At 73.3% G+C, this 25,697-nt stretch carries 31 protein-coding genes; 14 read left to right on the top strand and 17 right to left on the bottom strand.

Annotation, left to right across the window (positions count from 1 at the left end; all coding sequences use genetic code 11):
• Window positions 1–39: 39 nt before the first annotated feature.
• On the bottom strand, window positions 40–1,284 hold the full coding sequence (locus SZN_RS22020) for a cation:proton antiporter (protein ID WP_007498734.1): 1,245 nt from the start codon (window positions 1,282–1,284) through the stop codon (window positions 40–42).
• A 3-nt stretch (window positions 1,285–1,287) separates the two neighbouring features.
• Entirely contained in the window at window positions 1,288–1,773 is a 486-nt protein-coding gene (locus SZN_RS22025; protein ID WP_483027201.1) for a cation:proton antiporter regulatory subunit, read from the bottom strand.
• Window positions 1,774–2,031: 258 nt separating this feature from the next.
• On the opposite strand from SZN_RS22025, the gene SZN_RS22030 reads away from it, so the two are divergent.
• From SZN_RS22030 to SZN_RS22040, 3 genes are all read left to right on the top strand, one after another.
• The gene (locus SZN_RS22030; RefSeq protein WP_007498737.1) at window positions 2,032–3,003 is read left to right on the top strand and encodes a HAMP domain-containing sensor histidine kinase; all 972 of its coding nucleotides are present in this window, start codon (window positions 2,032–2,034) and stop codon (window positions 3,001–3,003) included.
• The gene (locus SZN_RS22035) at window positions 3,000–3,659 is read left to right on the top strand and encodes a response regulator (RefSeq protein WP_007498738.1); all 660 of its coding nucleotides are present in this window, start codon (window positions 3,000–3,002) and stop codon (window positions 3,657–3,659) included. The genes SZN_RS22030 and SZN_RS22035 overlap by 4 nt, the downstream gene beginning before the upstream one ends.
• A gap of 175 nt (window positions 3,660–3,834) precedes the next feature.
• The gene (locus tag SZN_RS22040) at window positions 3,835–4,326 is read left to right on the top strand and encodes a MarR family winged helix-turn-helix transcriptional regulator (protein ID WP_244313405.1); all 492 of its coding nucleotides are present in this window, start codon (window positions 3,835–3,837) and stop codon (window positions 4,324–4,326) included.
• A gap of 23 nt (window positions 4,327–4,349) precedes the next feature.
• On the opposite strand, the gene SZN_RS22045 is transcribed toward SZN_RS22040, so the two are convergent.
• The 6 genes from SZN_RS22045 to SZN_RS22070 form a co-directional block, all read right to left on the bottom strand.
• Complete coding sequence (locus SZN_RS22045; RefSeq protein WP_007498742.1) at window positions 4,350–6,107, bottom strand: PP2C family protein-serine/threonine phosphatase; 1,758 nt, start codon at window positions 6,105–6,107, stop codon at window positions 4,350–4,352.
• The gene (locus SZN_RS22050) at window positions 6,104–7,171 is read right to left on the bottom strand and encodes an ATP-binding SpoIIE family protein phosphatase (protein ID WP_007498744.1); all 1,068 of its coding nucleotides are present in this window, start codon (window positions 7,169–7,171) and stop codon (window positions 6,104–6,106) included. The genes SZN_RS22045 and SZN_RS22050 overlap by 4 nt, the downstream gene beginning before the upstream one ends.
• Window positions 7,171–7,614, bottom strand: a complete 444-nt coding sequence (locus SZN_RS22055) for an anti-sigma regulatory factor (RefSeq protein WP_007498745.1) — start codon at window positions 7,612–7,614, stop codon at window positions 7,171–7,173. The genes SZN_RS22050 and SZN_RS22055 overlap by 1 nt, the downstream gene beginning before the upstream one ends.
• Window positions 7,611–8,027 (bottom strand): STAS domain-containing protein, encoded by a 417-nt coding sequence (locus SZN_RS22060; protein WP_007498748.1) that lies wholly within the window; start codon window positions 8,025–8,027, stop codon window positions 7,611–7,613. Before SZN_RS22060 ends, SZN_RS22055 begins: the two co-directional genes overlap by 4 nt.
• The gene (locus tag SZN_RS22065; protein WP_007498750.1) at window positions 8,024–8,923 is read right to left on the bottom strand and encodes an STAS domain-containing protein; all 900 of its coding nucleotides are present in this window, start codon (window positions 8,921–8,923) and stop codon (window positions 8,024–8,026) included. Before SZN_RS22065 ends, SZN_RS22060 begins: the two co-directional genes overlap by 4 nt.
• Before the next feature lie 74 nt (window positions 8,924–8,997).
• Window positions 8,998–10,173: a PP2C family protein-serine/threonine phosphatase gene (locus SZN_RS22070; RefSeq protein ID WP_007498752.1), complete on the bottom strand. Its 1,176-nt coding sequence runs from the start codon at window positions 10,171–10,173 to the stop codon at window positions 8,998–9,000.
• A gap of 200 nt (window positions 10,174–10,373) precedes the next feature.
• Between SZN_RS22070 and SZN_RS22075 the strand changes: the two genes are divergently transcribed.
• A complete protein-coding gene (locus tag SZN_RS22075; protein WP_043732372.1) occupies window positions 10,374–10,808 on the top strand; it encodes a MarR family winged helix-turn-helix transcriptional regulator in 435 nt (144 codons plus the stop codon).
• Between the two features lie 215 nt (window positions 10,809–11,023).
• Here SZN_RS22075 and SZN_RS22080 read toward each other — a convergent pair whose 3' ends face one another.
• Window positions 11,024–11,419, bottom strand: a complete 396-nt coding sequence (locus tag SZN_RS22080; RefSeq protein WP_007498756.1) for an STAS domain-containing protein — start codon at window positions 11,417–11,419, stop codon at window positions 11,024–11,026.
• 408 nt (window positions 11,420–11,827) lie between these two features.
• On the opposite strand from SZN_RS22080, the gene SZN_RS22085 reads away from it, so the two are divergent.
• A complete protein-coding gene (locus SZN_RS22085) occupies window positions 11,828–12,271 on the top strand; it encodes an ATP-binding protein (protein WP_007498758.1) in 444 nt (147 codons plus the stop codon).
• An 80-nt stretch (window positions 12,272–12,351) separates the two neighbouring features.
• Here SZN_RS22085 and SZN_RS22090 read toward each other — a convergent pair whose 3' ends face one another.
• Entirely contained in the window at window positions 12,352–13,227 is an 876-nt protein-coding gene (locus SZN_RS22090; protein ID WP_007498760.1) for an RNA polymerase sigma factor SigF, read from the bottom strand.
• 361 nt (window positions 13,228–13,588) lie between these two features.
• Between SZN_RS22090 and SZN_RS22095 the strand changes: the two genes are divergently transcribed.
• From SZN_RS22095 to SZN_RS22110, 4 genes are all read left to right on the top strand, one after another.
• A complete protein-coding gene (locus SZN_RS22095; RefSeq protein WP_043732356.1) occupies window positions 13,589–14,452 on the top strand; it encodes a SigB/SigF/SigG family RNA polymerase sigma factor in 864 nt (287 codons plus the stop codon).
• A gap of 109 nt (window positions 14,453–14,561) precedes the next feature.
• Complete coding sequence (locus SZN_RS22100; protein WP_007498765.1) at window positions 14,562–14,849, top strand: DUF5133 domain-containing protein; 288 nt, start codon at window positions 14,562–14,564, stop codon at window positions 14,847–14,849.
• 53 nt (window positions 14,850–14,902) lie between these two features.
• Entirely contained in the window at window positions 14,903–15,274 is a 372-nt protein-coding gene (locus tag SZN_RS22105; RefSeq protein ID WP_007498767.1) for a hypothetical protein, read from the top strand.
• A 148-nt stretch (window positions 15,275–15,422) separates the two neighbouring features.
• A complete protein-coding gene (locus tag SZN_RS22110) occupies window positions 15,423–15,863 on the top strand; it encodes an ATP-binding protein (RefSeq protein WP_007498769.1) in 441 nt (146 codons plus the stop codon).
• 74 nt (window positions 15,864–15,937) lie between these two features.
• Here SZN_RS22110 and SZN_RS22115 read toward each other — a convergent pair whose 3' ends face one another.
• Window positions 15,938–16,378, bottom strand: a complete 441-nt coding sequence (locus SZN_RS22115; protein WP_007498771.1) for an ATP-binding protein — start codon at window positions 16,376–16,378, stop codon at window positions 15,938–15,940.
• Between the two features lie 461 nt (window positions 16,379–16,839).
• On the opposite strand from SZN_RS22115, the gene SZN_RS22120 reads away from it, so the two are divergent.
• Together SZN_RS22120 and SZN_RS22125 are read left to right on the top strand one after the other, a co-directional pair.
• On the top strand, window positions 16,840–17,235 hold the full coding sequence (locus SZN_RS22120; RefSeq protein ID WP_007498773.1) for a TOBE domain-containing protein: 396 nt from the start codon (window positions 16,840–16,842) through the stop codon (window positions 17,233–17,235).
• Between the two features lie 125 nt (window positions 17,236–17,360).
• Window positions 17,361–17,780 carry a TOBE domain-containing protein gene (locus tag SZN_RS22125; protein WP_007498775.1) on the top strand — a complete coding sequence of 140 codons (420 nt, stop codon included), beginning with the start codon at window positions 17,361–17,363 and terminating at the stop codon, window positions 17,778–17,780.
• Between the two features lie 53 nt (window positions 17,781–17,833).
• On the opposite strand, the gene SZN_RS22130 is transcribed toward SZN_RS22125, so the two are convergent.
• Complete coding sequence (locus tag SZN_RS22130) at window positions 17,834–18,766, bottom strand: carbohydrate kinase family protein (RefSeq protein WP_007498776.1); 933 nt, start codon at window positions 18,764–18,766, stop codon at window positions 17,834–17,836.
• On the bottom strand, window positions 18,763–19,449 hold the full coding sequence (locus SZN_RS22135) for a class II aldolase/adducin family protein (RefSeq protein WP_043732362.1): 687 nt from the start codon (window positions 19,447–19,449) through the stop codon (window positions 18,763–18,765). Before SZN_RS22135 ends, SZN_RS22130 begins: the two co-directional genes overlap by 4 nt.
• A gap of 57 nt (window positions 19,450–19,506) precedes the next feature.
• On the opposite strand from SZN_RS22135, the gene SZN_RS22140 reads away from it, so the two are divergent.
• Together SZN_RS22140 and SZN_RS22145 are read left to right on the top strand one after the other, a co-directional pair.
• Window positions 19,507–20,157 (top strand): TetR/AcrR family transcriptional regulator, encoded by a 651-nt coding sequence (locus SZN_RS22140; protein WP_007498779.1) that lies wholly within the window; start codon window positions 19,507–19,509, stop codon window positions 20,155–20,157.
• Between the two features lie 37 nt (window positions 20,158–20,194).
• Window positions 20,195–20,956, top strand: coding sequence for a YqjF family protein (locus SZN_RS22145; RefSeq protein WP_043732366.1), 762 nt, complete (start codon window positions 20,195–20,197; stop codon window positions 20,954–20,956).
• A gap of 161 nt (window positions 20,957–21,117) precedes the next feature.
• Here the strand turns inward: SZN_RS22145 and SZN_RS22150 are convergent, their stop codons facing one another.
• The 3 genes from SZN_RS22150 to SZN_RS22160 all read right to left on the bottom strand — a co-directional run bounded on the left by SZN_RS22150 (window position 21,118) and on the right by SZN_RS22160 (window position 24,295).
• Window positions 21,118–23,073, bottom strand: coding sequence for a DUF1996 domain-containing protein (locus SZN_RS22150; RefSeq protein ID WP_007498784.1), 1,956 nt, complete (start codon window positions 23,071–23,073; stop codon window positions 21,118–21,120).
• Between the two features lie 202 nt (window positions 23,074–23,275).
• Entirely contained in the window at window positions 23,276–23,686 is a 411-nt protein-coding gene (locus SZN_RS22155) for an STAS domain-containing protein (protein WP_007498786.1), read from the bottom strand.
• Window positions 23,687–24,037: 351 nt separating this feature from the next.
• On the bottom strand, window positions 24,038–24,295 hold the full coding sequence (locus tag SZN_RS22160; protein ID WP_007498789.1) for a GNAT family N-acetyltransferase: 258 nt from the start codon (window positions 24,293–24,295) through the stop codon (window positions 24,038–24,040).
• A gap of 92 nt (window positions 24,296–24,387) precedes the next feature.
• On the opposite strand from SZN_RS22160, the gene SZN_RS22165 reads away from it, so the two are divergent.
• A complete protein-coding gene (locus SZN_RS22165; protein WP_007498790.1) occupies window positions 24,388–24,990 on the top strand; it encodes a pyridoxamine 5'-phosphate oxidase family protein in 603 nt (200 codons plus the stop codon).
• Window positions 24,991–25,077: 87 nt separating this feature from the next.
• Here SZN_RS22165 and SZN_RS22170 read toward each other — a convergent pair.
• On the bottom strand, window positions 25,078–25,697 hold a 620-nt coding region (locus tag SZN_RS22170), incomplete at its 5' end, for an IS256 family transposase (protein ID WP_007498792.1).

The following is a 25,697-nucleotide window of genomic DNA, read 5'->3' on the forward strand; positions in this document are numbered from 1 at the left end:
GGCCGGGGACGGGCCGCGGGGTCCGCGGCCCGCCGGGGCTCAGCCGGAGCCGCCGGGTGCGTTGCCCCGGACCGCCGCGGCGGACTCCTCCGGCACCGGCTCCGGGGCGGGCGGCGGCGGGGGCGTACCGCGGCGGCGGGCCGCCCAGGCGGCCACCGGCTCGGTGTAGCGGGCGGTGAGCGGGCCGAGGACGACCAGGATCAGCACGTACGCCGTGGCCAGGGGGCCGAGCGAGGGTTCGATGCCGGCCGTGACGGCGAGCCCCGCGATGACGATGGAGAACTCACCGCGGGCGACGAGCGTGCCGCCCGCGCGCCAGCGGCCCTTGGTGCCCACCCCGGCCCGTTTGGCGGCCCAGTAGCCCGTGATGATCTTCGTCGCCGCGGTGACCACCGCCAGCGCGAGGGCCGGCAGCAGGACGGGCGGGATGCTCGCCGGGTCGGTGTGCAGGCCGAAGAAGACGAAGAAGACGGCCGCGAACAGGTCGCGCAGGGGGGCCAGCAGGTTGTGCGCGCCTTCGGCGACCTCCCCGGACAGCGCGATGCCGACCAGGAACGCGCCGACGGCGGCGGAGACCTGGAGCTGCTGCGCGATGCCCGCGACCAGCAGGGTCAGGCCGAGCACCACCAGGAGCAGCTTCTCCGGGTCGTCGCTGGAGACGAACCGCGAGATGTGCCGCCCGTAGCGCAGGGCCAGCAGGAGGACCAGTCCGGCCACGCCGAGCGCGATGGCCAGGGTGACGCTGCCGGCCGCCAGTCCGGCGCCGGCCAGCAGCGCCGTGAGGATCGGCAGGTAGACGGCCATGGAGAGGTCTTCGAGGACCAGGATGCTCAGGATGACCGGTGTCTCGCGGTTGCCGAGCCGGCCGAGGTCGCCGAGGACCTTGGCGATGACACCGGAGGAGGATATCCAGGTGACGCCGGCCAGGACGACGGCGGCGACCGGCCCCCAGCCCAGCAGCAGGGCCATCAGGGCGCCCGGGAGCGCGTTGAGCACGGCGTCGAGGAGACCCGCCGGGTACTGCGTCTTGAGGTTGGAGACGAGATCGCTGGCGGTGTACTCCAGGCCCAGCATGAGCAGCAGGAGGATGACGCCGATCTCGGCGCCGATGGCGACGAACTCCTCGCTGGTGCCGAGGGGCAGCAGTCCGCCCTGGCCGAAGGCGAGGCCGGCGAGCAGATAGAGCGGGATGGGCGAGAACTGGAAGCGGCCGGCCAGGCGCCCGAGCAGGCCGAGGCCCAGGATGATCGCGCCGAACTCGATGAGGAACACTGCGGACTCCATCGCTCACTCCCGGCCGAGTATCTCGGCGGCCGCCTCCACACCCTCGCGGGTGCCGATCACGATCAGGATGTCGCCGCCGGCCAGCCGGAAGTCGGGGGTCGGCGACGGGATGGCCTGCGCCCGGCGCAGTACGGCTACCAGCGAGGCGCCGGTCTCGGTGCGCATCCTGGTCTCCCCGACCACGCGCCCGTTCCAGTGGGAGGCGGCGGCCAGCTCGATGCGCTCCGCCACCAGGCCCAGATCGGTGGTGGACAGCAGGTTGGGGCTGTGGTGGGCGGGCGTCAGCGCGTCGATCAGCGAGGCCGTCTCCGGCTCGGTCAGATGCAGCGACTGCGCGCACGCGTCCGGGTCGTCGGCCCGGTAGACGTTCACCGTGCGGGTGCCGTCCCTGTGCGCGATCACCGAGAGGTGCCGGTGTTCCCTTGTGGTGAGGTCGTACTGGACACCGATACCCGGCAAGGGTGTGGTGCTCATCCGCGGAGCAGGCACAACCCCTCCCTCCTTGTTCGTTGCGACGGTGGTGCGGCGCACGGCGGATCAGCCCGGTGACCCGCCGCGGCGGTGTTCATCGTGCCAGGTGGGACGGGGACGGCGATATGGGTGTCAGCACGGATGGACGCGGAGGCCCCGCGGCGGTCAGAGTGGTGCGGGGCAGTGGGCTCCGCCCCGGGCCGCGGCCCTGATGAGGGCGTATCGGCGCCGTCGGGAGACAGTGGAGGTGAGCATCACCGCGAAGGGAAGGCGATCATGACCCTGTACTGGAGGATCTTCCTTCTCAACGCGGCGGTCCTCCTCGTCGCCGTCCTGCTGCTCCTGGGCCCGGTCACCGTGTCGACGCCGGTGCTCTTCGGGGAGGCGCTGGTCCTGCTCGCCGGCCTCGCGGTGATGCTGACCGCGAACGCGGCGCTGCTGCGGATCGGGCTGGCCCCGCTGGCCCGGCTGACCCGGGCGATGGCGACGGCCGACCTGCTGCGGCCGGGCGGCCGCACGGCCGTCACGGGCCCGCGCGAGATCGCGGAGCTGACCAAGACGTTCAACGCGATGATCGCCCGGCTGGAGGCCGAGCGGGCGACCAGTTCCGGGCGGGCGCTGTCGGCGCAGGAGGCCGAGCGGCACCGGCTGGCGCAGGAGCTGCACGACGAGGTGGGGCAGACGCTGACGGCGGTCCTGCTCCAGCTCAAGCACGCGGCGGACCGCGCGCCCCGCTCCGTGCGGGACGATCTGCGCCAGGCGCAGGAGACCACGCGGGCCGGGCTGGACGAGATCCGGCGCATCGCGCGGCGGCTGCGGCCGGGGGTGCTGGAGGAGCTGGGGCTGCACAGCGCGCTGCGCGCCCTGGCGAACGAGTTCGCGACCTCCACGCTCAGCGCCACCACCCGCGTCACGCCCGGTCTGCCGGCGCTGGACCCGGCGACCGAACTCGTCCTGTACCGCATCGCGCAGGAGGGGCTCACCAACACCGCGCGCCACGCCGGCGCGAGCCGGGTCGAGGTCCGGCTGGAGCCGGCGCCGGGGGGCGGGGTGGCCCTGCTGGTCCGCGACGACGGCCGGGGCATCGGGGGCGCGCCGGAGGGCGCCGGCCTCAGCGGGATGCGTGAGCGCGCGCTGCTCGTCGGGGCCGACCTCGCCGTCGGACCGGGTCCGCGCGGCGGGACCGAGATACGTCTGCTCGTGACCGGCGCCACCGCCGGCCACCCTCGTCAGGAGAACGCCCGATGACCGCACCGGCCCGTATCCTGCTCGCCGACGACCACGCCCTGGTCCGCCGGGGCGTCCGGCTGATCCTGGACGCCGAACCGGATCTGACCGTGGTGGCGGAGGCGGCCGACGGCGCGGAGGCCATCGAGCGGGCCCGCGCCCTCGGCGACGGCGTCGACCTGGCGATCCTCGACATCGCCATGCCCCGGCAGACCGGTCTGCAGGCGGCCCGTGAACTGACGCGCGTCCGGCCGGGACTGCGCACGCTGATGCTGACGATGTACGACAACGAGCAGTATTTCTTCGAGGCGTTGAAGGCCGGGGCCTCCGGCTACGTCCCGAAGTCGGTCGCCGACCGCGACCTGGTGGAAGCCTGCCGGTCGGCGCTGCGCGACGAGCCGTTCATCTATCCCGGCGCCGAGTCGGCCCTGATCCGGACCTATCTCGACCGGCTTCGCTCGGGCGACCGGCTGCCCCGGCGCCCGATCACCGAGCGGGAGGAGGAGATCCTGAAGCTCGTCGCGGAGGGCCACTCCTCCAAGGAGATCGCCCGGCTCCTGGTGATCAGCGTCAAGACGGTGGAGCGCCACCGCGCCAACCTGCTGCAGAAGCTGGGCCTGCGCGACCGGCTCGAACTCACCCGCTACGCCATCCGCGTCGGACTCATCGAGCCGTAGGAGGGTTTTGGTGGTGTCGGGGGCCGTGTAGCCGGCGTCGCTCCGGGTAGGCCCTTTGCACTGATGAAGCCCAGCCAGCAGTCGCGACCGCCGGTGCGGTGCCCGAGGGTGCCGCTGCACGGCCGCGCGGGCGCCGAGGCGGGCGGTGAACCGCTGTGTTCGAAGGTGGCGGACCATGCCCCGCGAAATGGATCACGGGATCCCCTCCGGTGTCGTCGGACAGGAGGTCGTAGAAGCGGTGGAGGAGTTGGTGACGCTGTGGTTCTCCGCCGTCGAAGACATACGTCCGCGTCTGCCGCCCCGTCAGATCCGTGCGCTGGGCGCCGTGCGGCGCGGGCCCGCGGTCAACGTCAGTGCGCTGGCGCAGCATCTGCGGGTCGGCCTGCCCACCGCGAGCCGGCTGTGCGACCGGCTGGAGTCCGCCGGACTGCTGCGGCGGCGGGTGCGGGAGGCCGGGGACCGGCGCGAGGTGCGGCTGGAGGTCACGGCCCAGGGGCACCGGATCCTGGGTGACGTCAACGAGTTGCTGTCGCTGCGGCTGGCCACGGCCTTCGCCGGGGTGACGCCCGCGCGGCGGACCCGGCTGGAGCAGGTGCTGCGCGCGGTGCACGGGGATCTGCTGCCCGACCGGCCGGACCTGGGGGACAGCGCCGCGGGCGATCGCTGACGTCCTGGGCGGCGCGGCGCCGTTCAGGTCCTTGCCGGTCCGCGGCCGGGGGCGCCGGCGTCGACGTGGCAGAGCAGCAGGCAGACGTCGTCGTCGTGTTCGGAGTCGTGCAGCAGGGGGTGCAGGAGCCGGTCCGCCGACGCCTGGAGGTCCTGTTCGAGCTCGGTCCGCCCGAAGGCGCCCAGCGCCCCGGCGAGCCGCTCGATGCCGGGGTCTATGCCGTGGGAGCGGCGTTCGACGAGCCCGTCGGTGTAGAGCGCGAGGGTGGACCCGGGCCGGATCGCGGCCGTGTGGTCCTCGATCTCCTGCTTGAGGGGGATGCCCAGCATCGCCCCGGGTTTGTCGTCGAGGATGCGCACGGTGCCGTCGGGGCCGCGCAGGACGGGCGGCGGGTGGCCGGCCGCGGCCCAGGTGAGGGTGGCCTCGCCGGGGTGGATGCGGGCGATGACCGCGGTGGCGTACAGGTCCAGGCGCAGCCGGTGCAGGAAGAGGTGAAGCCGGGTCAGGAGCCGGCCGGGGCTGCTGCCGTCGACGGCGTAGGCGCGCAGCGCGGTGCGCAGCTGGCTCATCATCACCGCGGCGTGCAGTCCGTGGCCGGTGACGTCGCCGACGACGGTGATCATGCTGCCGTCGGGCTGGCGGAAGGCGTCGTACCAGTCGCCGCCGATGTTGAGTCCGCGGGTGGCCGGGAGGTAGCGGGCGGCCAGGGCGAGGCCGGGGGCGGTGGGCAGGTCGGTGAGCAGGGCGCGCTGGAGGGTCTCGGCGATGTCCCGGTTGTGCTCGAAGCGGCGGGCGTTCTCCAGGGCGATGCTGGCACGCCGGGTCAGTTCGATCAGCATGACGACGTCGTCGGCGCTCCAGCCGCCGGGCGGCGCCGACAGGGTGAGCACGCCCTGGGGTGAGCGGCGGGTCAGCAGCGGCACGCACAGCAGGGGCAGCGCGGGGTCGAGGGCCGAGGGCGGGTGGTCGTCGACGCCGGGCAGGCCGCCGGGGTGGTCGGCGGCGTACTGGGGGCGCCCGCTGCGGGCGGCGAGGACGGCGGCGGCCGGGTGCGGGCCCTCGCCGCGGACCTCGTCGGCGCCGTCGAACAGCCAGATGTCCAGGCCGCGGGCGTAGCGCGGCACGAGCAGGGCGGGCAGCAGCCGGACGATGGCCTCGTGGTTGAGGGAGGCGGTCAGCGCGGCGCTGGCGTCGGCGAGGAAGGTGAGCCGGCCGCGGGCGTTCTCGGCCTCCTTGCGGGCCTTCTGCTCGGCGTCGAAGAGTGCGAGCTGGGCGCGGCCCGCGGCGTCCAGTTCGGCGTGCAGGGCGAGCACGCCCTGGTTGGTCTGGTGCAGTTCCTCGCGGTGGAAGGCGACGAGGGACTCCTGCTCGTCGAGGCGCTCCAGCAGTTGGGAGGCGTCGTCGTCGGCGCCGAACAGGGCCTCGGCGAGGGCGGCCGGGTCGTCGTCGGCGCCGCCGGGGCCGTCGGGGCCGCCGCAGGGGGCGGCGGGGTTCTCGGCGCAGGAGACGGCGGCGTGCCAGGGCGGCTGCCGGTCCTCGGGGCGCCGGGTGGCGGGCCCGACCTCGACGCGCAGGACTCCGCCGCCGGGCGCCGGTCTCGCCGTGGCGTCGACACGCCACTCGCCTCCTTTGGTGAGGCACTGGCGCAGCTGTGCGGTGAGCGCGCTCACCAGGCGGGTGCGCTCGACGGTGCTCACTCCGCACGCGGCGGCCAGCCGTGCCGTGGCGATGCGGGCCCGCGCGGCGTCGGTGAGGGTGCGGACGGTCCAGGTTCGGGTCATCGGGAGCGGTCCGTGGGGCAGGGGCTCAGCACGGCGACGGCGGTGTCGTCGCGTACCGGCCGGGCGGGGCTGCTGGTGTCCCGCACGATCGACGCGGCGATCACGGCGGGATCCAGGGACGAGGCGGCGTGGGCGGCCGGGCCGGGGCTCCAGCGGCTGGGCAGGCCGTCGCTGTGCAGGACCAGCAGGCAGTCCGGGGTCCACTGCTCCTGGTGGTGCGGGAGGTGGGCGGGCAGGTGGGCGCCGACGATGCCGGGGCGCGAGACGAGTCCCTGCCAGTCGTCGCCGCGGCGCAGCCGGGCCCCGGCGTTGCCGACGCCCGCGAAGGACAGCCGGCCGGTGGTGAAGTCGAGCTGGGCGACGGCCACGGCCGCGCCGCGGGTGTGCCGCAGGGCGTCGTGCAGCCGGCGCAGGAGGTCGGCCGGCGGGAGCTGGGGCGCCTGGCGCAGGGCCCGGGTCGCGGCGGTGGAGGCGTCGGCCGCCGCCGGGCCGTGGCCGAGGCCGTCGGCGAGCATCAGGGTGACGCGGTCGGCGGTGCGCACGCACGCCCAGGCGTCGCCGGAGAACTCCCCGCCCGCGAGGGGGATGTTGATGCCGCCGGCCCGGACCGGGTGCGGGGCCGGCCCGGTGGCCCGGCGGTCCGGGTGGGCGGCGATCCGGGCCAGGACGACGGTGCCGCGGCCGGGCACGCTGTGCAGGCAGAAGTCGTCGGCGGTGCGGCGGCAGGTGCCGAGGCCGGCGCCGAGGGAGTCGGCGGTGGTGAAGCCGTCGCGCAGGGCCGCTCCGGTGTCGGGGATGCCGGGTCCGTGGTCGACTGCCACGATCTGCACCTGGAGGGCGCGCTCGTCGTCGTAGGCGGGGACGGCGGGTCCCACGACGTCGAGGAGGACCCGGCCGCCGCCCGCGTGCTTGAGCAGGTTGGTGGCCAGTTCGGTGGCCACGAGCTCGGCGGCGCTGACCCGGTCCTCGTCCAGTCCCGCGTGCCGGCCGGCGTCGCGGGCCGCGAGGCGGGCGTCGCGCACGCGCGTGGTGTCGTGGACCGGCACCTCCCAGACGCGGGGCATCAGCGTCCCTCCCGCGGGCGGGGCGGGGCGGCGGCCCAGGACGTCACCGTCACGGTGGTGCCCTCGCCGCGGCGGCTGTCGACGCGGAACTCGTGGACCAGGCGCCGGGCGCCGCCGAGACCCATGCCGAGCCCCTCACCGGAGGTGTAGCCGTCGGACAGGGCCAGGTCCAGGTCCGCGATGCCGGGGCCGCGGTCGCTGAAGACGAGCCGCAGTCCGCGTACGCCGCCGCCGGTGACCTCGGTGCACTCCATCTGCCCGCCGCCCCCGTGGACCAGGGCGTTGCGGGCCAGCTCGCTGGCGGCGGTGACGAGTTTGGTCTGCTCGACCAGACCGAACCCGAGCTGGGCCGTCATCTGCCGCACCTGCTGCCGGGCCCGGACCAGGTCGAGGTCCGAGTGGATCGGCAGGCAGGCGGAGACGCTGCCGGTGCTGTGGGTCACGTGCTCTCCCGGCGTCCGCGGCGCGGCAGGGCGCTCACCGTGGCACCGAGCAGGTTCATGGCCTCCTCGGCGTTGAGCGCGGTGCGCAGTCCGGGCAGGGTCAGGCCGAGTTCCACCAGGGTGATCGCCACCGCGGGCCGCATCCCGCAGACCACGGTCTGCGCGGCCAGCAGCCGGGTCATGGCGGCGACGTCGCTGAGTACGCGGCCCATGAACGAGTCGACGATCTCGACGCCGGAGAGGTCGATGACCACCCCGCCGACCGCGCTGTCCGAGACGGTCCTGCCGATGTCCTGGCGCAGCTGTTCGGCCGCGCTGTCGTACAGGTCTCCCTGGAGGGTGACCAGCAGCACCCCGCCGAGCCGCAGCACGGGCACATGGCCCTCGTACGGAGAGGTGGGGGCGCCGCTCACCGGGACTCCGCCGCCGCGACCGCCCGGGGCACGATGCGGGCGCCCTGCTGCTGGAGGGCGTAGGCCAGGGCGTCGGCGAGGCTGGCGCGGGTGAGGACCGAGCTCAGGTCGATGCCGAGGTGCACGATGGTCTGCGCGATGGCGGGCCGGATGCCGGAGACTATGCACTCGGCGCCCATCAGCCGGGCCGCGGCCACCGTCTTCATCAGGTGCTGCGCGACCAGGGAGTCGACGGTGGGCACGCCGGTGATGTCGAGGATCGCGAGGCGCGCGTGCTGCTCGACGACGGCGTCCAGGAGCGTCTCCATGACGACCTGGCTGCGGGCGCTGTCGAGGGTCCCGATCAGCGGGACGGCGACGATGCCCTCCCACAGCTTGATCACGGGGGTGGCGATCTCCAGCAGTTCCAGGCGCTGACGGTTGATCAGCTCCTCGCCGGCGACGGTGCTCGTCTCCAGCATGACCAGGCGCAGGGTGCCCATCAGCACGGCGAGGGCGGTCGTGCACTCCCCCACGTGGTCGGCGGGGGCCTCGGCGAGCTCGTCGAGCAGGAGCTCGGTGACGGGGCGGCGCAGCGCGTCCGTCTCGGCCGAGATCTGCCCGGTGGAGGCGCCGGCGCGGGTCCGGGACCGGACGGTGCGGGCGAGCTGTTCGCGCACGACGGTGAATCCGTCGGCCTCCGAGTCCTCCACCCGGCCCGTGGCTGCGACGGCGGCCAGCGCCTCGACCACGGCCCGGCCCGCCTCCACCGCCTCGTCGCGGGAAACGGTGAACACGGTGCGGAAGACCGCCGCGTCGGCCCAGCGCTGGGCGATCTGCTCGCGGCGCTCGCGCAGGAAGAGCGCGACCTCCTGCGCGGGTCCCGTCCGGTCATCTGCCGTCTGCTGCTCCGGCACTTGTTTCCCTCCTCATCCGTGGTGCGCTGCCCCGACCGTACGGGGCACACCGGTCGGCGTGGTCGCGGTCGGCGTCACGTTGCCTCACCCGGTCCGATCCAGTCCAGGCAGACCACGAGTGCGTCGTCGTCGGGCACGGGCGTACCGCGGTGGCCCGCGAGTTCACGCAGGAGGGCGCGGGGGACCTCGGCGGCGGGCAGCAGGCTCGTGGAGACGATGGCGCGCGCCAGCGCGCGCTCCCCGTAGCGCTCGCCGCCCGGGGCGACGACGGCGTAGACCCCGTCGCTGACGAAGAGGATCCGGTCGCCGGGCAGCAGCTCGATCTCGTGGGGTACGTAGTCCGTCTCCTCGAACATGCCCAGGGGGAGCTGTGCCTCCAGGTCGACGGGGGTGACGGTGCGGCCGCGCAGCCGCAGCATCTGCGGGGAGCCGGCGTCGATGACCCGGAGCTGTCCGGTGCGCAGATCGAGGTCGATCAGGAGCACGGAGAGGTAGGCGTCCCCGCGGTAGTGGGCGTAGAGCGCCTGGTCGGCGAGGGCCGCCTGGTCCTCGATGGACAGGCCGGCCCGGCGTGCGTTGCGCAGGGCGTTGATGCCGAGGTTGGTCAGCAGGGCCGCCTCGGTGCCCTCGCCCATGCCGTTGGTGATGTAGAGCATCAGCCGGTCGGCGGTCGCGGACCAGTCGAAGTTGTCGCCGAAGATCGCGTAGGCGGGCTCCAGCTGGGCGCCGAGGGAGTACTCGGGGCCGGTGCAGGAGCGGCCCGGCAGCAGCTGCCACTGCATCTCGGCGGCGAGGGTCATCCGGTCCGCGCGGCGGGCCCGCAGGTACACGTCGGTGTCGCGGTCGGCGATGACGACCTCGTGCCCGAGCACCTGCGCCACGTCGGCCAGCTCGTCCAGGCACTCCTCGGCCTGGTCCGCGCCGGGCATGGTCAGGGAGAGGACGCCGAGCCGGTCGCCGCGCACGGTCACCGGCAGGTGCAGCCGCACCTGCCGCTCGTCGCGGAGCCGTTCGAGGAAGGGCTGCTGCGAGCCGAAGGCCCGCCCGGCGGGGCTGCCGTGCGCCGACAGGGGCTCGGGCGGGTCCGCGGCGGCGCGGACGGGCTGGAGGGTGGCCAGGCCGTAGTCGGCCAGGTAGAGCTGGACGGACTGCGCGCCGTAGCCGTCGCACAGCACTTCGCTGACCGCGTCCACCAGCCGGTGCGGGGCCGCGGAGCGAAGTGCCCGCTCGGCTGCCACGAATCTGTTCACGATGTTGGGTACGCCATTCTTGTCACGGTGACGGCGCTCGACCCGCGTTCTCGCGGACGCCGCCCGTCGGTCCATGTTGTCCGTATCTAGTGTTCTGTACGTATTGCCCGAACGGGCGGGCTGACAGTGCCCGCGAAGCCTGGAAGAGTGGTGGCGTGACTTCCTCCTACTCGCAACCGCGTCCGGACGAGGTGGCGCGTGTGACCTCCGAGGCCGCCGAGTTGCTGGAGGTCCTGTGGGGCCGCGCGTCCACCGCGCCGGTGTCCGCCTCCCAGATCCGCGTGCTGTTCATCCTGGAGCACAGCGACGGCATCAATCTGCGCATGCTCGCGGAGAGCCTCGGCTCCACGCCGCCGTCGACGAGCCGGCTGTGCGACCGCCTTCAGGCGGTGGGCTTCGTCGAGCGCGCGACCAGCGCCTCCAGCCGGCGCGAGGTGCGGCTGCACCTGAGCCGCCGCGGGCGGTCCTTCCTGGCGGAGCTGCGCGCCCGGCGCGAGGCCGCGCTGCAGTCCGTGCTGGAGCAGATGCCCGCCGCGAAGCGCAACGCGCTCCTCGAAGGACTGGAGGCGTTCTGCGCCGCGGCGTCCGCGGAGATCCACGAGAACGACGAGACCTCCGACGCGCGGAGCGCCTGACGCGGCGGCCCTTCGCGGTCCGGCGCCGGGGCGGCGGCGGGTACGCCACGCCGCCCGGCGACACCGACCGCCACCCTTGCTGACCGGCACGTCCACACCCCTCCCACGTTCGACTCGCTCACTCTGTTGCCTCACAGCCATAGTTGTCAAACGGCAACAGTTGTCGTCGTGGGCGGGACCTGTCGTGGCCGAACTGCCGTGATGAACAGTCTCCTTCAGCCCTCCGGCGAGGCGGTCGGCCCGGCCGGTCCGGCGTCGGCGACCGCCAGCGCCTCCTCGGCAGTGGCAACGATCGGCACCGTGATGCTGACACCCGTCAGATCCATGATCCGCCGAACGGCGGGCGTCGGGGAGATGACGTACACGCCCCCCGGCAGCTCCCGCACCTCCTGATAAGCCCGCAGGACGATGTTCATACCGGACGAGTCCATGAAGGGGACCCCGGCGATGTCGAGGAGGAAATGCCGCCTGCCGTGGTGCATCTGGTTGGCGAGGTGGTGCTGCAACTCGGTGGCCGTGTCCATGTCCAGGTCGCCCTCGACCGTGAGCAGCACGGCGTCCTCCCGGGGGACTTCCACCTTGATCGACAAGGGATTATGGGCAACGGACACAGGTACCTCCCACAGGCGTTGGCGACCGGGGCGGGTGCCCCGGCCGACGCGTTCGATGCGTCGCGGAGCAGAAAAACTTCCGCGACCGGTTCCGGGCGGCCGGCCGGCGGCGCCCCCGGGATGCCGCTCCCCGCCGCGTTCCGCCGACCGCCCGACGACGCGTACCCCGTCTACCCCCGAATCCGCCCGGCATACGGCGGTGCCGCGGCTCGGTGCCGGACGCTCACCCTTCCGGCCGCTTTCGCGCGCACGGGGCGGAAGAACGGTTTGGTCCCGCGCCGACCGGTCACGCGAGAAGGGAGAGTCATCACACGGCGCGGGAAACGGAAGGGAACCGGGAGAGCCCGGGACCGTCGCGGACGTACGGCGGTACTCCGTCGCCCCGCCTCTTTGCCAGGGAGCGGAAGGATGAGTGAGGAACACCGCATCGCGGCCGGCCCGCGCAGTCCGGCCGAGGCACGCGGAGCCGTGCGGCGCGTGCTGTCGCGGCATCCGCTGGACCGCGTCACCGCCCGCGCGCCGGACACCCTGTCGGACGCCCTGCTCGTGGCGTCGGAACTGACGACGAACGCGATGCTGCACGGCGGCGGCGTCACCGGCTTCGACGTCGAGGTGGTCGGCCACGACCTCCGGCTGTCCGTCAGCGACCGGGAGCGGCGCCGGCCGGTGGCGCTGGAGCCGCTCGGCCCGGACGGCCGTTACCGCTGCGGCGGTCGCGGCTGGCCGATCGTGTGCCGGCTGTCGCGCACGGTGCAGGTCAGCGATCTGCCCTCCGGCGGCAAGCGCGTCACCGCGGTGATCGCCCTGCCCGCGCCGCACGGGCACGCCCCCGAGCCGCCCGGCGTCACCTGATCCGGACGCGCCGGTGGGCCGGCAGCTCGGCTGCCGGCCCACCGGTGCGGGGGACGGGTGCGGACGTTCACGGGGGACGGTCAGGCCACGCCGGGCTCCAGCAGTCCGGCCCGCAGCTGCTTGATGATGCGGCTGATGAGCCGGGAGACGTGCATCTGCGAGACACCGATGCGCTCGGCGATCTGCGCCTGGGTCAGCTCCTCGACGAAGCGCAGATGGATGATGCGCCGCTCGCGGTCGTCGAGACCGGCGATCAGGGGTGCCAGCGAGTGGAAGTCCTCCACCAGTTCCAGCGCGGGATCCTCCTCGCCCAGCAGGTCGGCCAGGACCGACTCGCCGTTCTCGCCGTCACCGGAGACGGCCGCGTCCAGGGAGGCGGACTGGTAGCAGTTGGCGGCCTTGCGGGCCTCGATGACGTCCTCCTCCGAGAGGGACATCAGCTCGGACAGCTCGCGGGTGGTGGGCGTACGGCCCAGACGGGAGCTCAGTTCCTCGGTCGCCTTGGCCAGTTCGACCCGCGCCTCCTGGAGCCGGCGCGGTACGTGGACGGCCCAGCTCGTGTCACGGAAGAAGCGCTTGATCTCGCCGACGATGTACGGGACGGCGAACGTGGTGAACTCGACCTCGCGCGAGATCTCGAAGCGGTCGATGGCCTTGATCAGACCGATCGTGCCGACCTGGACGATGTCCTCCAGCGAGTCGCCGCGGGTGCGGAAGCGCGAGGCCGCGTAGCGCACCAGCGAGAGGTTCATCTCGATCAGCGTGTTGCGGACGTACTGGTATTCGGGCGTGCCTTCTTCCAGCATGGCCAGTCGGCCGAAGAACCGGCGCGACAGCTCCCGCGCGTCCTGGGGCCGTACCCTCGTCGGCTCGTCGATCAGCGGCAGTGCCCCGCCGCCCGTCGTGACCGTCCCTCGTGCCGTGGCCGTTGCCTGCGCCACCGTCACGGCTGCCATGCTGCCCTCCCGATCGCCGGATGCTGTTGTCGTACCCCCGCGTTCCCCCCTTCGCGCGAAGTACACCTGCCTTCGCGCGAAGTACACCCGCCGGATCGCGGCCGGCCCGCGCGGACGGCCGCGATCCGGCGCGCGGGCCCGTCAGCACGCCCGTGGACGGCTCGTCCCGGCCCTTGCGCGCAGCCGGACAGGGCCCTTTGCGTCCGGGTCCGTTTGTGCCGGAAGTCGTGGGGCATGCGGGAGTTCGTGCTTCGGACCGGAGGCGCAAGCGGTGCGGCGGCAGTGACCGCCCCGGGGCCGCGCCCCGTGCACCGCGACAGACGGAGATTCCCTGAGAACGCCGTTTCAGGAGCTGTTCCTCATGTTGGTCGAGACTCCCGCACATGGTTCCGACATTCCTGCCCGCCCCCGTGTGTCCGGCGGGCGCGTCCACGACGACGCCCCCGACACCGCGTCCGGCTTCGCCCGCCTGACCGGCCTGCCCGACGGACCCGAACGAGAGGCGATCCGCGACGAACTGGCCCGCGCGTGGCTGCCGATGGCCCACCGCATCGCGAGCCGGTTCCGCAACCGGGGCGAGTCGCTGGAGGACCTGCGCCAGGTCGCCGCGCTGGGCCTGGTCAAGGCGATCGACCGGTACGAGCCCGGCCGCGGCGCCTTCGAGAGCTACGCCGTGCCCACCATCACCGGCGAGATCAAGCGGCACTTCCGCGACCGGATGTGGGCCCTGCGGGTGCCCCGCCGGGTCCAGGATCTGCGCAACAAGGTCCGGGTCGCCCGGCGTGAACTCATCGAGACCGCGGGCGGGTCCACGCCGTCGGCCGCGGAGATCGCCGAGCGCGCGGGGCTGACGGAGGACGAGGTGAACGCGGGACTGGAGGCGCTGGAGAGCTTCAGCACCCTCTCCCTCGACGCCGAGATGTCCTCCAGCGACGACGGTTTCAGCCTGGCCGACACGATCGGCGCCGACGAGGAGGCGTACGACGTGGTGATCGACCGGGAGGCGGCGAAGGAGGGTCTTCGGCGGCTGCCCGAACGCGAGCGCACGATCCTCTACATGCGCTTCTTCGAGGACATGACCCAGAGCCGCATCGCCGATCAGCTCGGCATCTCCCAGATGCACGTCTCGCGGCTGATAAGCCGCTGCTGCGCGCGGGTGCGGGCCGAGGCCCTGGACCAGGCGGCGCGGCACGGACGGGACGGCGGTGCCCGCCGGACCCCGTGACGCCCGCGGCCCGCCGCCCGAGCGGTCTTCCACCCGCCCCGCCGCCCCGCACGCGGCGGGCGGACCCCTCCCAGCCCATCTGCGACCCCCCACCGAGGAGCGGACACCCATGCTGACGCCCCATCCGACGATGCTGCGCGGACTCGTCGAGGAGTACGAGGCACTCATGGCACAGGAGCACACCGGGGACGGATCCGCCGGGCGCGACCCGCGGGCCCTGGATCTGGCGTACACGCTGTGCGTGTCGACCGGAACCCGGGAGACGGGACCGGCGTTGGAGACGGCACGACGGCTTCTCGCCGCCGCGCACGATCCCGTGGCGCCTCCGAGGCGGCGCGCGGAGGTGGCCGGCCGGCAGGAGCCGCCCGCGCAGGAGACGGTCGCGGCCGCCTTCTGACGGGTATGCAGGAGCAGAACACGTACGGGCAACGGCAGGAAGAAAGGAACGATGTGGGCACGGACAGAATCTGGTCCTACCCCCTCGACAGCGGTCACGAGGAGGGACGGGCGCTCACGGGGTTCAAGGTCGAGGCGACCGACGGGATCATCGGCCATGTGGACCGCCAGGCGGACGACACCCCGCAGCGGCACCTCGTCGTCGACACGGGCGCCTGGGTCTTCGGCAGGAGCCTGCTGATCCCGGCGGGGCAGGTGCGGACCGTCAACGTGCAGAACGAGGTCATCACCGTCCGGTGCACCCGAGCGGAGGCCAAGGGGGCGCCGCGCTTCGAGACGGACAGCGAGACCCTCGACCCCGGGTACCTGTCGGACGTCGGCGCCTACTACGCCGCGCTCCCCCATGAATCGGGCGCGCCCGGGTAAGCGGTCTTCCGTGACCCCGGACGGACGACGAGGAACGGAGACGACAGCGTGCGAGGTTGGGTGAAGTGACGGGAGCCGCAGTCCACGCGCCGCACGCCTGCGATGCCCGGATCAGGACGGGCGTCCCGCGGGCACCGGGCGAGCAGCCGTGAAGCCCGCAGAGCGCCGTCCGGCCGGGGACAGCCGGACGGCGCTTCCCCTCTCCGTCCCCGTCACCAGCGCGGCGGCGGCCCGCAGCCATGTGCGCGCGCTGGTGCGGGAGAACTGGCGTGCGCCCGCCGGACCCGCGAGCGATCTGGCCCTGACGGACCTCCTGCTCGTCGTGTCGGAGCTGGTCACCAACGCCATCCGGCACGGCGGCGGGCTGGCGGGGTTCGAGGTGGCCCTGCCGGCCGAGGGCGTGCGGCTGGACGTGCACGACTACAGCGACGCGGTGCCCTCCGCGGCCTTCGGGCCCGGCACCCTGCCCCGGACGCACCAGGGCAACGGCTACGGATGGCCGCTGATCATCCGGCTGGCCCGCGACATCCGGATCGAGCCCCGCCGGGAGGGCGGGAAGACCGTCAGCGTGCTCGTACCCCTGGTCTGAGCGTCCGCCCGCCCCGACGGGCCGGCGGGCCGCTCACCGTGGGAATCCGGCATCGGGAGTCCGCGGGACGTCGCTCACCAGGGAAGGAACGCGTGGACGTCCTTGCCGTCCTCGCGCACCACGACGCTGACCTGGTCGCACAGCGTGTGGATCAGATACCAGCCGATGCCGCCGCCCTTGCCCGTTCCGGGATGGAACGGACGCGGCGCCGGCGGTGTGGTGCTCGTGTCGCTCAGCGTCACATGGACGCCGTCGAAGACCCGGCGCATCGAGAGCCCGATGGGTCCCGGCGCGTACTGGATCGCGTTGGCCACGAGTTCGCTCACGACCAGCAGGATGTCGTCCCGGTACTCGGGGGTCGCCGGCGGAGACGCCCGCGTGAGCGCGGACAGGAATTCCTCCGCGCTGAGGCGCGCTCTCGTCACATCGCCGAAACCACCGTCGAACCTGGCCTCCCAGTCGTGTGCCCCCTCGGAGGGCTGCTGCTTTCCGCTTCCGCGCGATTCGGTCGCCATCACACCTTCTCCGGCCCGTCCGTCACAGGCCGTGGTGACTCGTCGTACCCGTGCTGCTTCCACCGCTGCTGGTTCCCAGCCAGAGCGGGGCTACGCGTCCCGGACCCGGCCGGAGCGGACGGGACGCCCCGGACGGCGGGGGCCGCCGGGGCCGCAGCGCCGTGTGCGACCGGCCGCCGGGAGCGGGGCCACCTGGGACGACGCCCCCGGCCGGACGGCGGTTCCGACGGGTCCACGGGGGTCGTGCGGACGCCGGGGAAGCGCGGGGGCGGAGGGACGGTCCGTACCCGGAAGCCGCGGGGACCGGCGTCGCGAAGGCACGCCGGCCCTGTCCCGTTCCCTGCCCTGCCGGCCCTGTCCCGTTCCCTGCCTGCCGTCCCGGGCGCGTCCCCGGCAGGGGCGCCCGGGATCGGCGCCGGGGGGCCGTGATCAGGTGCGCGCGGCTGGCCTATCTTGGCGCCATGCAGTCATACACGATCGGCCAGGCGGCGCGGCTGCTCGGCGTCAGCGCGGACACGGCGCGGCGGTGGGCGGACGCCGGCAAGGTGGCGACCCACCGCGACGAGGGCGGCCGGCGGCTCGTCGACGGCAGGGACCTGGCCGCGTTCTCGGTGGCCCTCGCCAAGGGCACGGCCGGTGAGGAGGAGACCTCCTCCACCTCGGTCCGCAACGCCTTCCCCGGCATCGTCACCGCGATCAAGCTGGGTGACGTGGCGGCGCAGGTCGAGATCCAGGCCGGGCCGCACCGGCTGGTGTCGCTGCTGACGCGGGAGGCCGTGGAGGAGCTGGGGCTGGAGGTCGGCATGGAGGCCACCGCCCGGGTGAAGTCGACGAACGTACACGTCGACCGCGTCTGACCGGCGCCCGGCGGGACGGCGGCCGCCGGGCTACGGTGGGCCCGCGAGGCCCCGAGGGCGTTTCCTCCCTCGTCCTGCTCGGCCTCCTCACCCTTCATTTCCCTCCCGTCTGCGAGGCGTCCGCCATGAGCCTGAGCATCCGCAACCAGATCCCCGGCACCGTCGTGTCCCTCACACGCGGCGAGGCCATGGCGACCGTCAGGGTCCGTCTGTCGGGCGGCGGCGACATCACCGCCGCCGTCACGCTGGACGCCGTGGACGAGCTGGGCCTCGACCAGGGCACCGCGGTGCACGCCCTGGTCAAGGCCACCGAGGTCGCGCTGGCCACGGGTCCCGTCGAGGGCCTGTCCCTGCGCAACCGGCTTCCCGGCACGGTCCGCCAGGTCAGGGCGGGGGCCGCGATGGCCTCGGTGCGGGTGGCCGTCGACGGCGGTGAGCTGACGGCCGCGGTCACCAGGGACGCCGTCACCGAACTCGGCCTGGCGGAGGGCTCCGACGTCACGGTCCTGTTCAAGTCGACGGAGGTCTCCCTCTCGACCGGGTGAGCGCCGGACCCCGGGCCGGCGCGCGCGGCCGGGTGCGGGGTGGGCGGCCCGGTTCACTCCTCCCGGGTGCCGGTCGTCGCGGCGAACGCGTCCGCCGCCGCCAGGTCGAAGGTGCCGTGATCGCTGCCGAGGCCCTGGGCGACCAGGGCCGCCGCGGCCGAGCCGAGGACCGCGGCATCCCGGGGCCCGCGGCCGAGGGACAGGCCGCGCAGGAAGCCCGCGGAGAAGGCGTCGCCGCACCCGGTGGTGTCCACGACGTCGACGGCGAAGGCGGGCACCCGCTCGGCGCCCCCGGAGGTGACGACCAGGGCGCCGCGCTCCCCGCGGGTGACGGCGACCAGGCCGGCTCCGGCGGCCAGGAGCTTCTGGGCGCCCGCGAGCAGGTCGTCCTCGCCGGTGAAGCCGAGGACCTGGTCCTCGTTGGGGAGCAGGTGGTCGATGTGCGGCAGGGCCGCCTCCAACTGCTCGAAGGCGCCGAGTTCGCCCGGCGCCAGCAGGTCGACCGAGGTGACCACGCCGTGCCGCTTGGCGTACGACAGGATACGCGCGGCGGTGTCCGCGCCGATCAGTTCGGGTCCGCCGAGGTGGAGGTGGCTCGCCCCGGCGACGGCGTCCCAGGGCACGTCGTCGGGGCCGTAGGTGATGTTGGCGCCCAGCAGGTGCAGCGAGGGGCGGTCGCCGTCGGGTCGGATCGGCAGGACGCTCGCGGAGGTGGGGGTGTCGGCGCGGCGGACCAGGTGGGTGGTGTCGACGCCCGCCGCGCCCAGCAGCCGGACCAGCAGGTCGCCCGTCGGGTCGGCGCCGATCGCGCCGGCGCTGCGCACGGTCGCGCCGAGCTTGGCGAGGGTCAGGGCGGTGCCGCCGGCCGTCCCGGCGGCGGTCATCCGGATGTCCTCCACCAGCGTCGCGCCCTGGCCCTCGGGTATCGCCTCCACGGGCCGCACCAGGACGTCCAGGACGTGCACGCCCATCGTGACGATGTTCATCGGCTCTCCTCCTGCACGGGGGGTACGGGGTGCGTGGTGCCGTAGCCGCGGGCCGCCGCCGCCTCGATGACGTCGAGCTGCTGCCGCGCGTCGAGGACGCGGGGTGTGCCGAGGGCGACGGCGTCGCGGTAGAGGCGGCAGGCCCACTCCAGCAGCAGCGCGTGGTCGACGGCCTCGTCCAGGGTCGGAGCGTGGGTGAGGGCACCGTGGTTCGCCATCAGCGCGGCGCTGCGTCCCTCCAGCGCGCTCAGGACGGACTCGGCCAGTTCGGGGGTGCCGAAGGTGGCGTAGGGCGCGACCCGGACCGCGCCGCCGAGAGTGAGCAACTGGTAGTGGATGCAGGGCAGTTCGTCGAGCACGCAGGACAGCGCGGTCGCCAGGGGGGCGTGCGTGTGCACGACCGCGCCCGCGCCGTAGCGGCGGTACACGCCCAGATGCAGGCCGAGTTCGGAGGTGGGCCGCAGTGTCCCGGCCACCACGGTCCCGTCGAGGTCGACCACCGTCACCTGGTCCGGGGTGAGTTGGGCGAGCACCGCTCCGGTGGCGGTGATCGCGACCCGGTCCCCCGCCCGCACGCTCACGTTGCCCGCCGTGCCGACGAGCAGCCCTTCGGCGCCCAGGCGCCGGCATGCCCCGGCCACGGCGGCGCGTTCCCGGTCCGGCACCGCGCTTGAGCCTGTCATGTGCGCGACGCTAGCCTGAATCTGAAACAAAGTCACGTTCAGATTCGGAGGCCGCCCATGGGCGATCCGTCCCCGGAGCCCGGCGGCGTTCCGCGTGCCGTGCTGCGCCGCACTCCCCGTCAGGCGCGCAGCCGGGCCCGGCTGGCCCAGGTGCTCAGGGCCGCGGAACGCGTCCTCGTCGCGGAGGGCGTCGAGGCGCTCACCACGACGCGCATCGCGGCGGAGGCCGAGGTGTCCGTCGGCTCGCTGTACCAGTACCTCCCCGACCGCGACGCCGTCATCGACGCCCTCGCCGCCGGGTACTTCACCCGCCTCGAAGCCACCATGGACGACCTGGTGCGGGGCGCGGCCGACGAGCGGTGGGCCGACCCCGTCGGGGTGCTCATCGACACCTACGCCGCGCTGTACCGCGCCGAACACGGCTTCCGGGCCCTGTGGTTCGGCAGCGGTCTCACCGAAGAGACCCGCGCGGCGGACCGGCGGCACAAGCTCCGGATGGCGGACGGGGTCCGGCAGATCCTGCTGGCGCTCGGCCTCGCGCGCGACGACGCGGCGCTCGCGCGCGCCTGCCATGCCGCGGTGCTCGCCGCGGACGCCCTCGCCCAGGAGGCGTTCCGCCGGGACGCCGAGGGCGACCGCGCCCTCCTGGACGAGGCCAAGTCCATGCTCCGCGGCTATCTCTCCGGCGTCGTCGCCCGCCACGGCTGACCCCGGGCCCCGGCGCGCGCTCTGCCATGCTGGCGTCGTGCAGCAACCGACACCGGTGACCCCGGACGCGCCCGCCGGCATCCGCCTTCCGCTGCTCACCCAGGAGTGGCTCGACCTGACGTTCGTGCACTGGGCGATGGAGCCGGACACGGTCGCGCGACTGCTGCCCCCGGGGACCGTCCCGGACGTCCACGACGGCATGACGTACGCCGGTCTCGTCGCCTTCCGGATGCACCGGGTGGGCTGGCTGCGGCTGCCGGGGGTGCCGTATCTCGGGAGCTTCCCCGAGACGAACGTACGGCTGTACTCCGTGGACGCGCACGGGCGGCGCGGGGTGGTGTTCCGCTCGATGGACGCGGCCCGGCTGATCCCCGTCGTGATGGGCCGGACCGTCTTCCGGCTGCCGTACCTGTGGTCGCGGATGAGCGTGCGCACGGCCGGGGACCTCGTCACCTACCGCAGCTCGCGCCGCTGGCCGGGCCCGCGCGGAGCCGCCTGCCGGATCACCGTGCGCACCGGGGCGCGGATCGGGGAGCCGACCGCGCTGGAGCACTTCCTGACCGCCCGGTGGGGCATGCACAACGCGTTCTTCGGTGAGCCGGCGCCGCTCGCGTATCTGCCCAACCACCACCCTCGGTGGCCGCTGTACCGCGCCGAACTGGTCGAGTGCCGGGAGGACCTGGTGGCCGCGGCGGGGCTGCCCGCCCCGGGCGCCCCTGCGGTCAGTGTCCTGTACTCCCCCGGCGTGCCCGTCCGCCTCGGGCGGCCCGCGCGTCCCGCGGGCATCCCCACACCGTGACCCGTCCGGGGGCGCGGGGCACGTGATGCGGCGCCCTCGTGGCAGTGCCCGCGCAGCCGTCCGGACGTGCGGGGCCCGGACCGGATCGCCCGCGGATCGCCCGGACCGGGCCCCTGCGCGGCGTCACCGTGTCCGATGACGCCGCTGTGCCGCCCGGGCCTTCAGCCCGCGGCGCGCCGGGTGCGCATCAGCAGCAGGAAGCCGCCGGTCAGCAGGACGGCGCCGCCCGCGGCCGGCCACAGCGAGGTGCCGGTCTCGGCGAGGCTGCCGCCGCCCACCGCCTGCGCCTGGGCGCCGCCGTCGAGCGAGTCGGTGTCACCGGTGGGAGCCGGGGTCTGGGCCGGGGTGCCGATCTCCTCGCCGCCGCCACCGCCGCCCGCGCCCGCCGCGGCGGGAGTGCCGCTGGACTTGGGCGCCACGGTGCTCGACATGGTGGGCTTGTCGTCCTTCGGCTGTCCGGCACCCGGCTTGCCGGTCGCGGGCTTGCCCGTCTCCGGCCCGGCCGTCCCCGGCTTGCCGGTCTCCGGCGCCCGGGTGGCCGGGTCGTCCGCGGCCGGGGGCTTAGTCCGGCCGCCGCCTGCGCCGCCCTGCTCCGGCTTGTCGCCGGGCGGCGCGGTGCCGGGCGTGTCGCCCGGCTTCCCGGTCGGCTCCGGCCGGCCCGGGTCGTCGGCGCCACCGGAGCCGACGCCGCACGTGCGGCCGCCGTTGATGCAGTCGACCATCACGCCCATCAGCTTCTCGTCGAAGACGTTGATGAAGTCGCCGTGGTCGGTGACCGGCTTGTGCAGCTGCTCCGGGAAGGAGTCCACCGCGAACAGCGGAGTCGTCCTGCCGCCGTCGTCCAGGCTCGGCGCGTCGACGTCGTACACGATCCGCTGCACCAGCTGCGGAATGGCCTTGAAGCCGCTGGCGCAGCCGCCGTCGGCGCCCGCGAACGCCACATGCGTGCGGTGGTTGGCGCTGTCGATGTTCTGACCGTCCCAGCAGCTCTGGAACTTGAAGGTGCGCACCACGTCGCTGCCCCGCGGGCACAGCGGGTACTTGTCCTTCAGCTGCCGGTTCTCGAACCCGGTGCAGCTCCAGGAGGCGTTGGCGTTGGCCGGGCCGTTGACGAACGCCTTGGCGTCACCGGTGATGATGCGCAGCAGCCGCGGCATCCCGGTGACCTTGCTCCGCGGGTTGCCCACGAAGTTCAGCGTCACCGCCTTGGGGGTGATGATCTCACCGACGTTGCCCTCGATGCCGCCGCCGGGCTTGGCGGCGTCCTGCTCCTGCTTGCCGTTCTGCAGGCGCAGCACGGGCCAGTAGTACGTCGACTTGTCCCGCTTGTCGACACAGGTGGTCTCGGCCTTGGCCAGGTCCTCGTCGCTGGCGAAGGCGTTGTTGGCCTGGTTGCCGATGTAGTCGTGGAAGTGGTGCGCGCCGTTGGAGACACCGGGGGCCACGATCACGTTGTCCGAGTTGAACAGCCTGTTCTCGTTGACTCCGCAGTCGGTGGCGAAGGAGCCGCGGGAGGCACCCGAACGCACGGCCGGGGTCGAGACGTCGGGCCGGACGGACCTGATGTCCGCGTAGTCCGCGGGGACGGGGCCGTTGCCGCCCTGGCCGCCGTTGCCGCCGCCCTGGCCGCCGTTGCCGGGCTGCTGTCCGCCCTGGCCCGCGCCGCCCTGGTCACCGCCCCCGTCCCGGGGTGTGCCGGAGGCCGCGGTGGGGGACGCGCTCTCCGCGGCGCGCAGGGTGCAGGCGGCGAGGGGGTCCAGGCCCCGCGGCCGCTCCCCCTCGCGGTCGACGGCGATGAGGATGCGCTCGATCGTCGCGGCGCGCTTGTCCTTCAGCGGGTTCATGATCGCGCTGTCGGCGAAGCCCGCGTCCTGCTGGATGGCCGGCGCCGCCTTCATCAGGCGCTGGTAGGCGTCGGCGATCTGCTGGTCCATGAGGGCGAGTTCCTTGGCGACGTCCTCCTTCGCCCCGGCCGGCACGTCGGTCAGCCTGGTGCCGACGTCCGGGCAGTCGATCGTGCCGGCCGGGGTCGACAGCGTCCGGGTGGACTGCGGTCCGCCCTCCTCGGTGGCCGAGGCATAGACATTGGCAGCGACGAGGCCGCCACCGCCCAACATCAGCGCGACCGCTGCGAAAGTCGCGCGCCGTGCGCCCGTGGGGCGTCTTCGCGTGCTGCGTCCCAAGGAAGTACTCCTACGCCTCGTGGTCGGTCAAGGGCATGAAAATCCCCTGGCTTCATACGGAGGCGGGGCGCCCGGTGTTCAGACGCCGCACGGATTCACAGAGTTTTCTCAGACCGCCCCGGCGGCCTCCCGGCCGTCACCGCGCAGGCATCCCCCGCCGGGCGAACATCGCGCGGGTGCCGGTGAGGGCGAGCAGCCGCTCCACGCAGGCGCTGCCGCGCAGGGAGAGCGACTTGCCCTGTCCCAGGGCCTGTTGGCGCAGGGCCAGCAGGACGTTCAGGGCGGCGCAGTCGCAGAAGGAGACGCCTCGCAGATCCAGATCGACGCCGCTCACCGCGCGGTTGACGGCCTCGCCCAGGGCCCTGCGGAGCTGTTCGCCGGTGTCGACGTCGAGTTCGCCGCGTACGGCGAAGCCGATCCGGTGACCGTGGGGCTGCACCACGAGGACCAGCGGACGCGGCGGGTCTGCCGGGGGCTCGCCGGGCCGGCCCGCCCGGCCGGCCGCCCCGCCGGCAGGGGGGTGCGCAAAGGACGCGAGCTCCAGCATGTCCGCCTCTCCCTCAGGTGCTCCCCGTCTGCCCCGAAGCGTGCGGCCGAACCCCCGCACACGCCAACAGATACAGGAAACGCGGTACGTGTCTTTGTATTGTGCGACATCCCGCGAGTTCCCCTGAGCTCTGCTGGCCCCCTGGGCCCGTGGCCGGGGGTCTTCCGCCTTCGTGTGTTCTTCCGGCTTGTGACGTAACTTCGGGATTCTTGAAGCGTTCTCATCTCGTCCGAACCGATTCGCAGTCGGGTCGAAGGCGAGGAGGCTCGGGTTGGCGGCGCTGGCAGTCGTACGGGGGGCCAGCCAAGATGAGCCCAAAAGCCGCCACGGGATGATCTTGGTTCGTTGACATCAACGCCCCAGACCCACACGTGGTGCGCGGACCATGCTCTCTCTGGGGGCGCCGATCTCACCGCGCTGGGTGTTGGTGACGAAGCCGAGGCGTCGGTAGAAGGCGTGCAGCCGGTCCAGGTCCCCGCCGAAGGTGTCGCTTGGGCTGAGCTTCATGGGTACACCACGTAGATCTGCCACCGCGATGATGTGCTCCATGACGTGGGTGCCGAGCCCCTTCCCTCGCTCGCTCTCCGGGATGAGGATCCAGAACAGCACGAGGGCACCGAGCGCAACCCGCGCGGAGCAACCTCACCGCTGCTTCATCAATGACGACAGAGGGTGTCGGGTTTACGGCCGACGCTGGACATATGCGCGAAACCCCAGAAGAACTCAACAAGCTCCAGTCCCTCCTCGACTCCTCCCTCTCCGGCTCGACCGCACACCTCCGCTCGATCGTCGAGGGCCGCACCATCACGGCGGCGCAGCTCACCGGGGTCCTCACCGGCATGTGCACGCTCGCCCTCTCCACGGTGACCGCAAAGGGCGAACCGCGGATCAGCGGCGCCGACGGGCACTTCCTGCACGGCCGGTGGCACTTCGGCACGGCGCACAACGCCGCCAAGGCCCGTCATCTCGCGGCCCGTCCGGCCGCCAGCGTCGCGCACATGCACGGCGAGGACCTCGGCGTGTTCACCCACGGCACGGTGGAGGAGCTGAACCCCGAGGACGCCGAGACCACGGCCGACTGGCAGGAACTCCTCGCCTACTTGAAGGACTTCTACGGCGACGACGACGCCTTCGACTGGAACCGCGAGGTCGTCTACTACCGGCTGAACCCGCACTGGATGACCGTCTACGCGGCCCTGTTCTCCCGAAGCGGGACTGTAAAACGTTCGGTGCAACACCGTTGCGTTTGGCCGCTGAGCTGTACGTCAAGCCCTGCTGGACAGCGCAACGGGACCACCTGGTAGATCAACGATCGGCGAAGAAAGTCGATCAAGGTCAGGGGTCCCGTTGCGGGTGTGTCAACTTAACGGCTGATCTTGGTTGTTGAGGTGTCAGTTGTTGTTCGGGGTCAGGCGGCCTTCGAAAGCGATCTGGAAGGCGTTCAGGGGCGCCTTCCAGCGCATGGTCCACCTCTTGCGGCCCTTGCCGGTCGGGTCCAGGCTCATCAGGGCCATGTAGATGCACTTCAACGCGGCGGCCTCGTTGGGGAAGTGACCGCGAGCCCGGACGGCCCTGCGGATGCGGGCATTGACGCTCTCGATCGCGTTCGTGCTGCAGATGACCTTGCGGATCTCGACGTCGAAGGAGAGGAAGGGGACGAACTCGGCCCAGGCGTTCTCCCACAGCTTGATGATCGCCGGATACTTCCGGCCCCAGGCTTCCTGGAACTCCCCGAACCATTCCGCCGCCGCGTCCTCGCTGGGGGCGGTGTAGACGGGCTTGAGCGCCTTGGCGACCTTGTCCCAGTCCTGGCGGGCCGCGTAACGGAACGAGTTGCGCAGCAGGTGAACCACGCACGTCTGGACAATCGTGCGGGGCCAGACGGTCTCCACGGCCTCGGGCAGGCCCTTGAGCCCGTCGCAGACCAGCATCAGCACGTCGTCCAGGCCGCGGTTCTTCAGCTCGGTGAACACATGCAGCCAGTACTTGGCGCCCTCGCCGCCGTCGCCAG

Source organism: Streptomyces zinciresistens K42 (assembly GCF_000225525.1).
Taxonomy (GTDB): Bacteria; Actinomycetota; Actinomycetes; order Streptomycetales; family Streptomycetaceae; genus Streptomyces; species Streptomyces zinciresistens.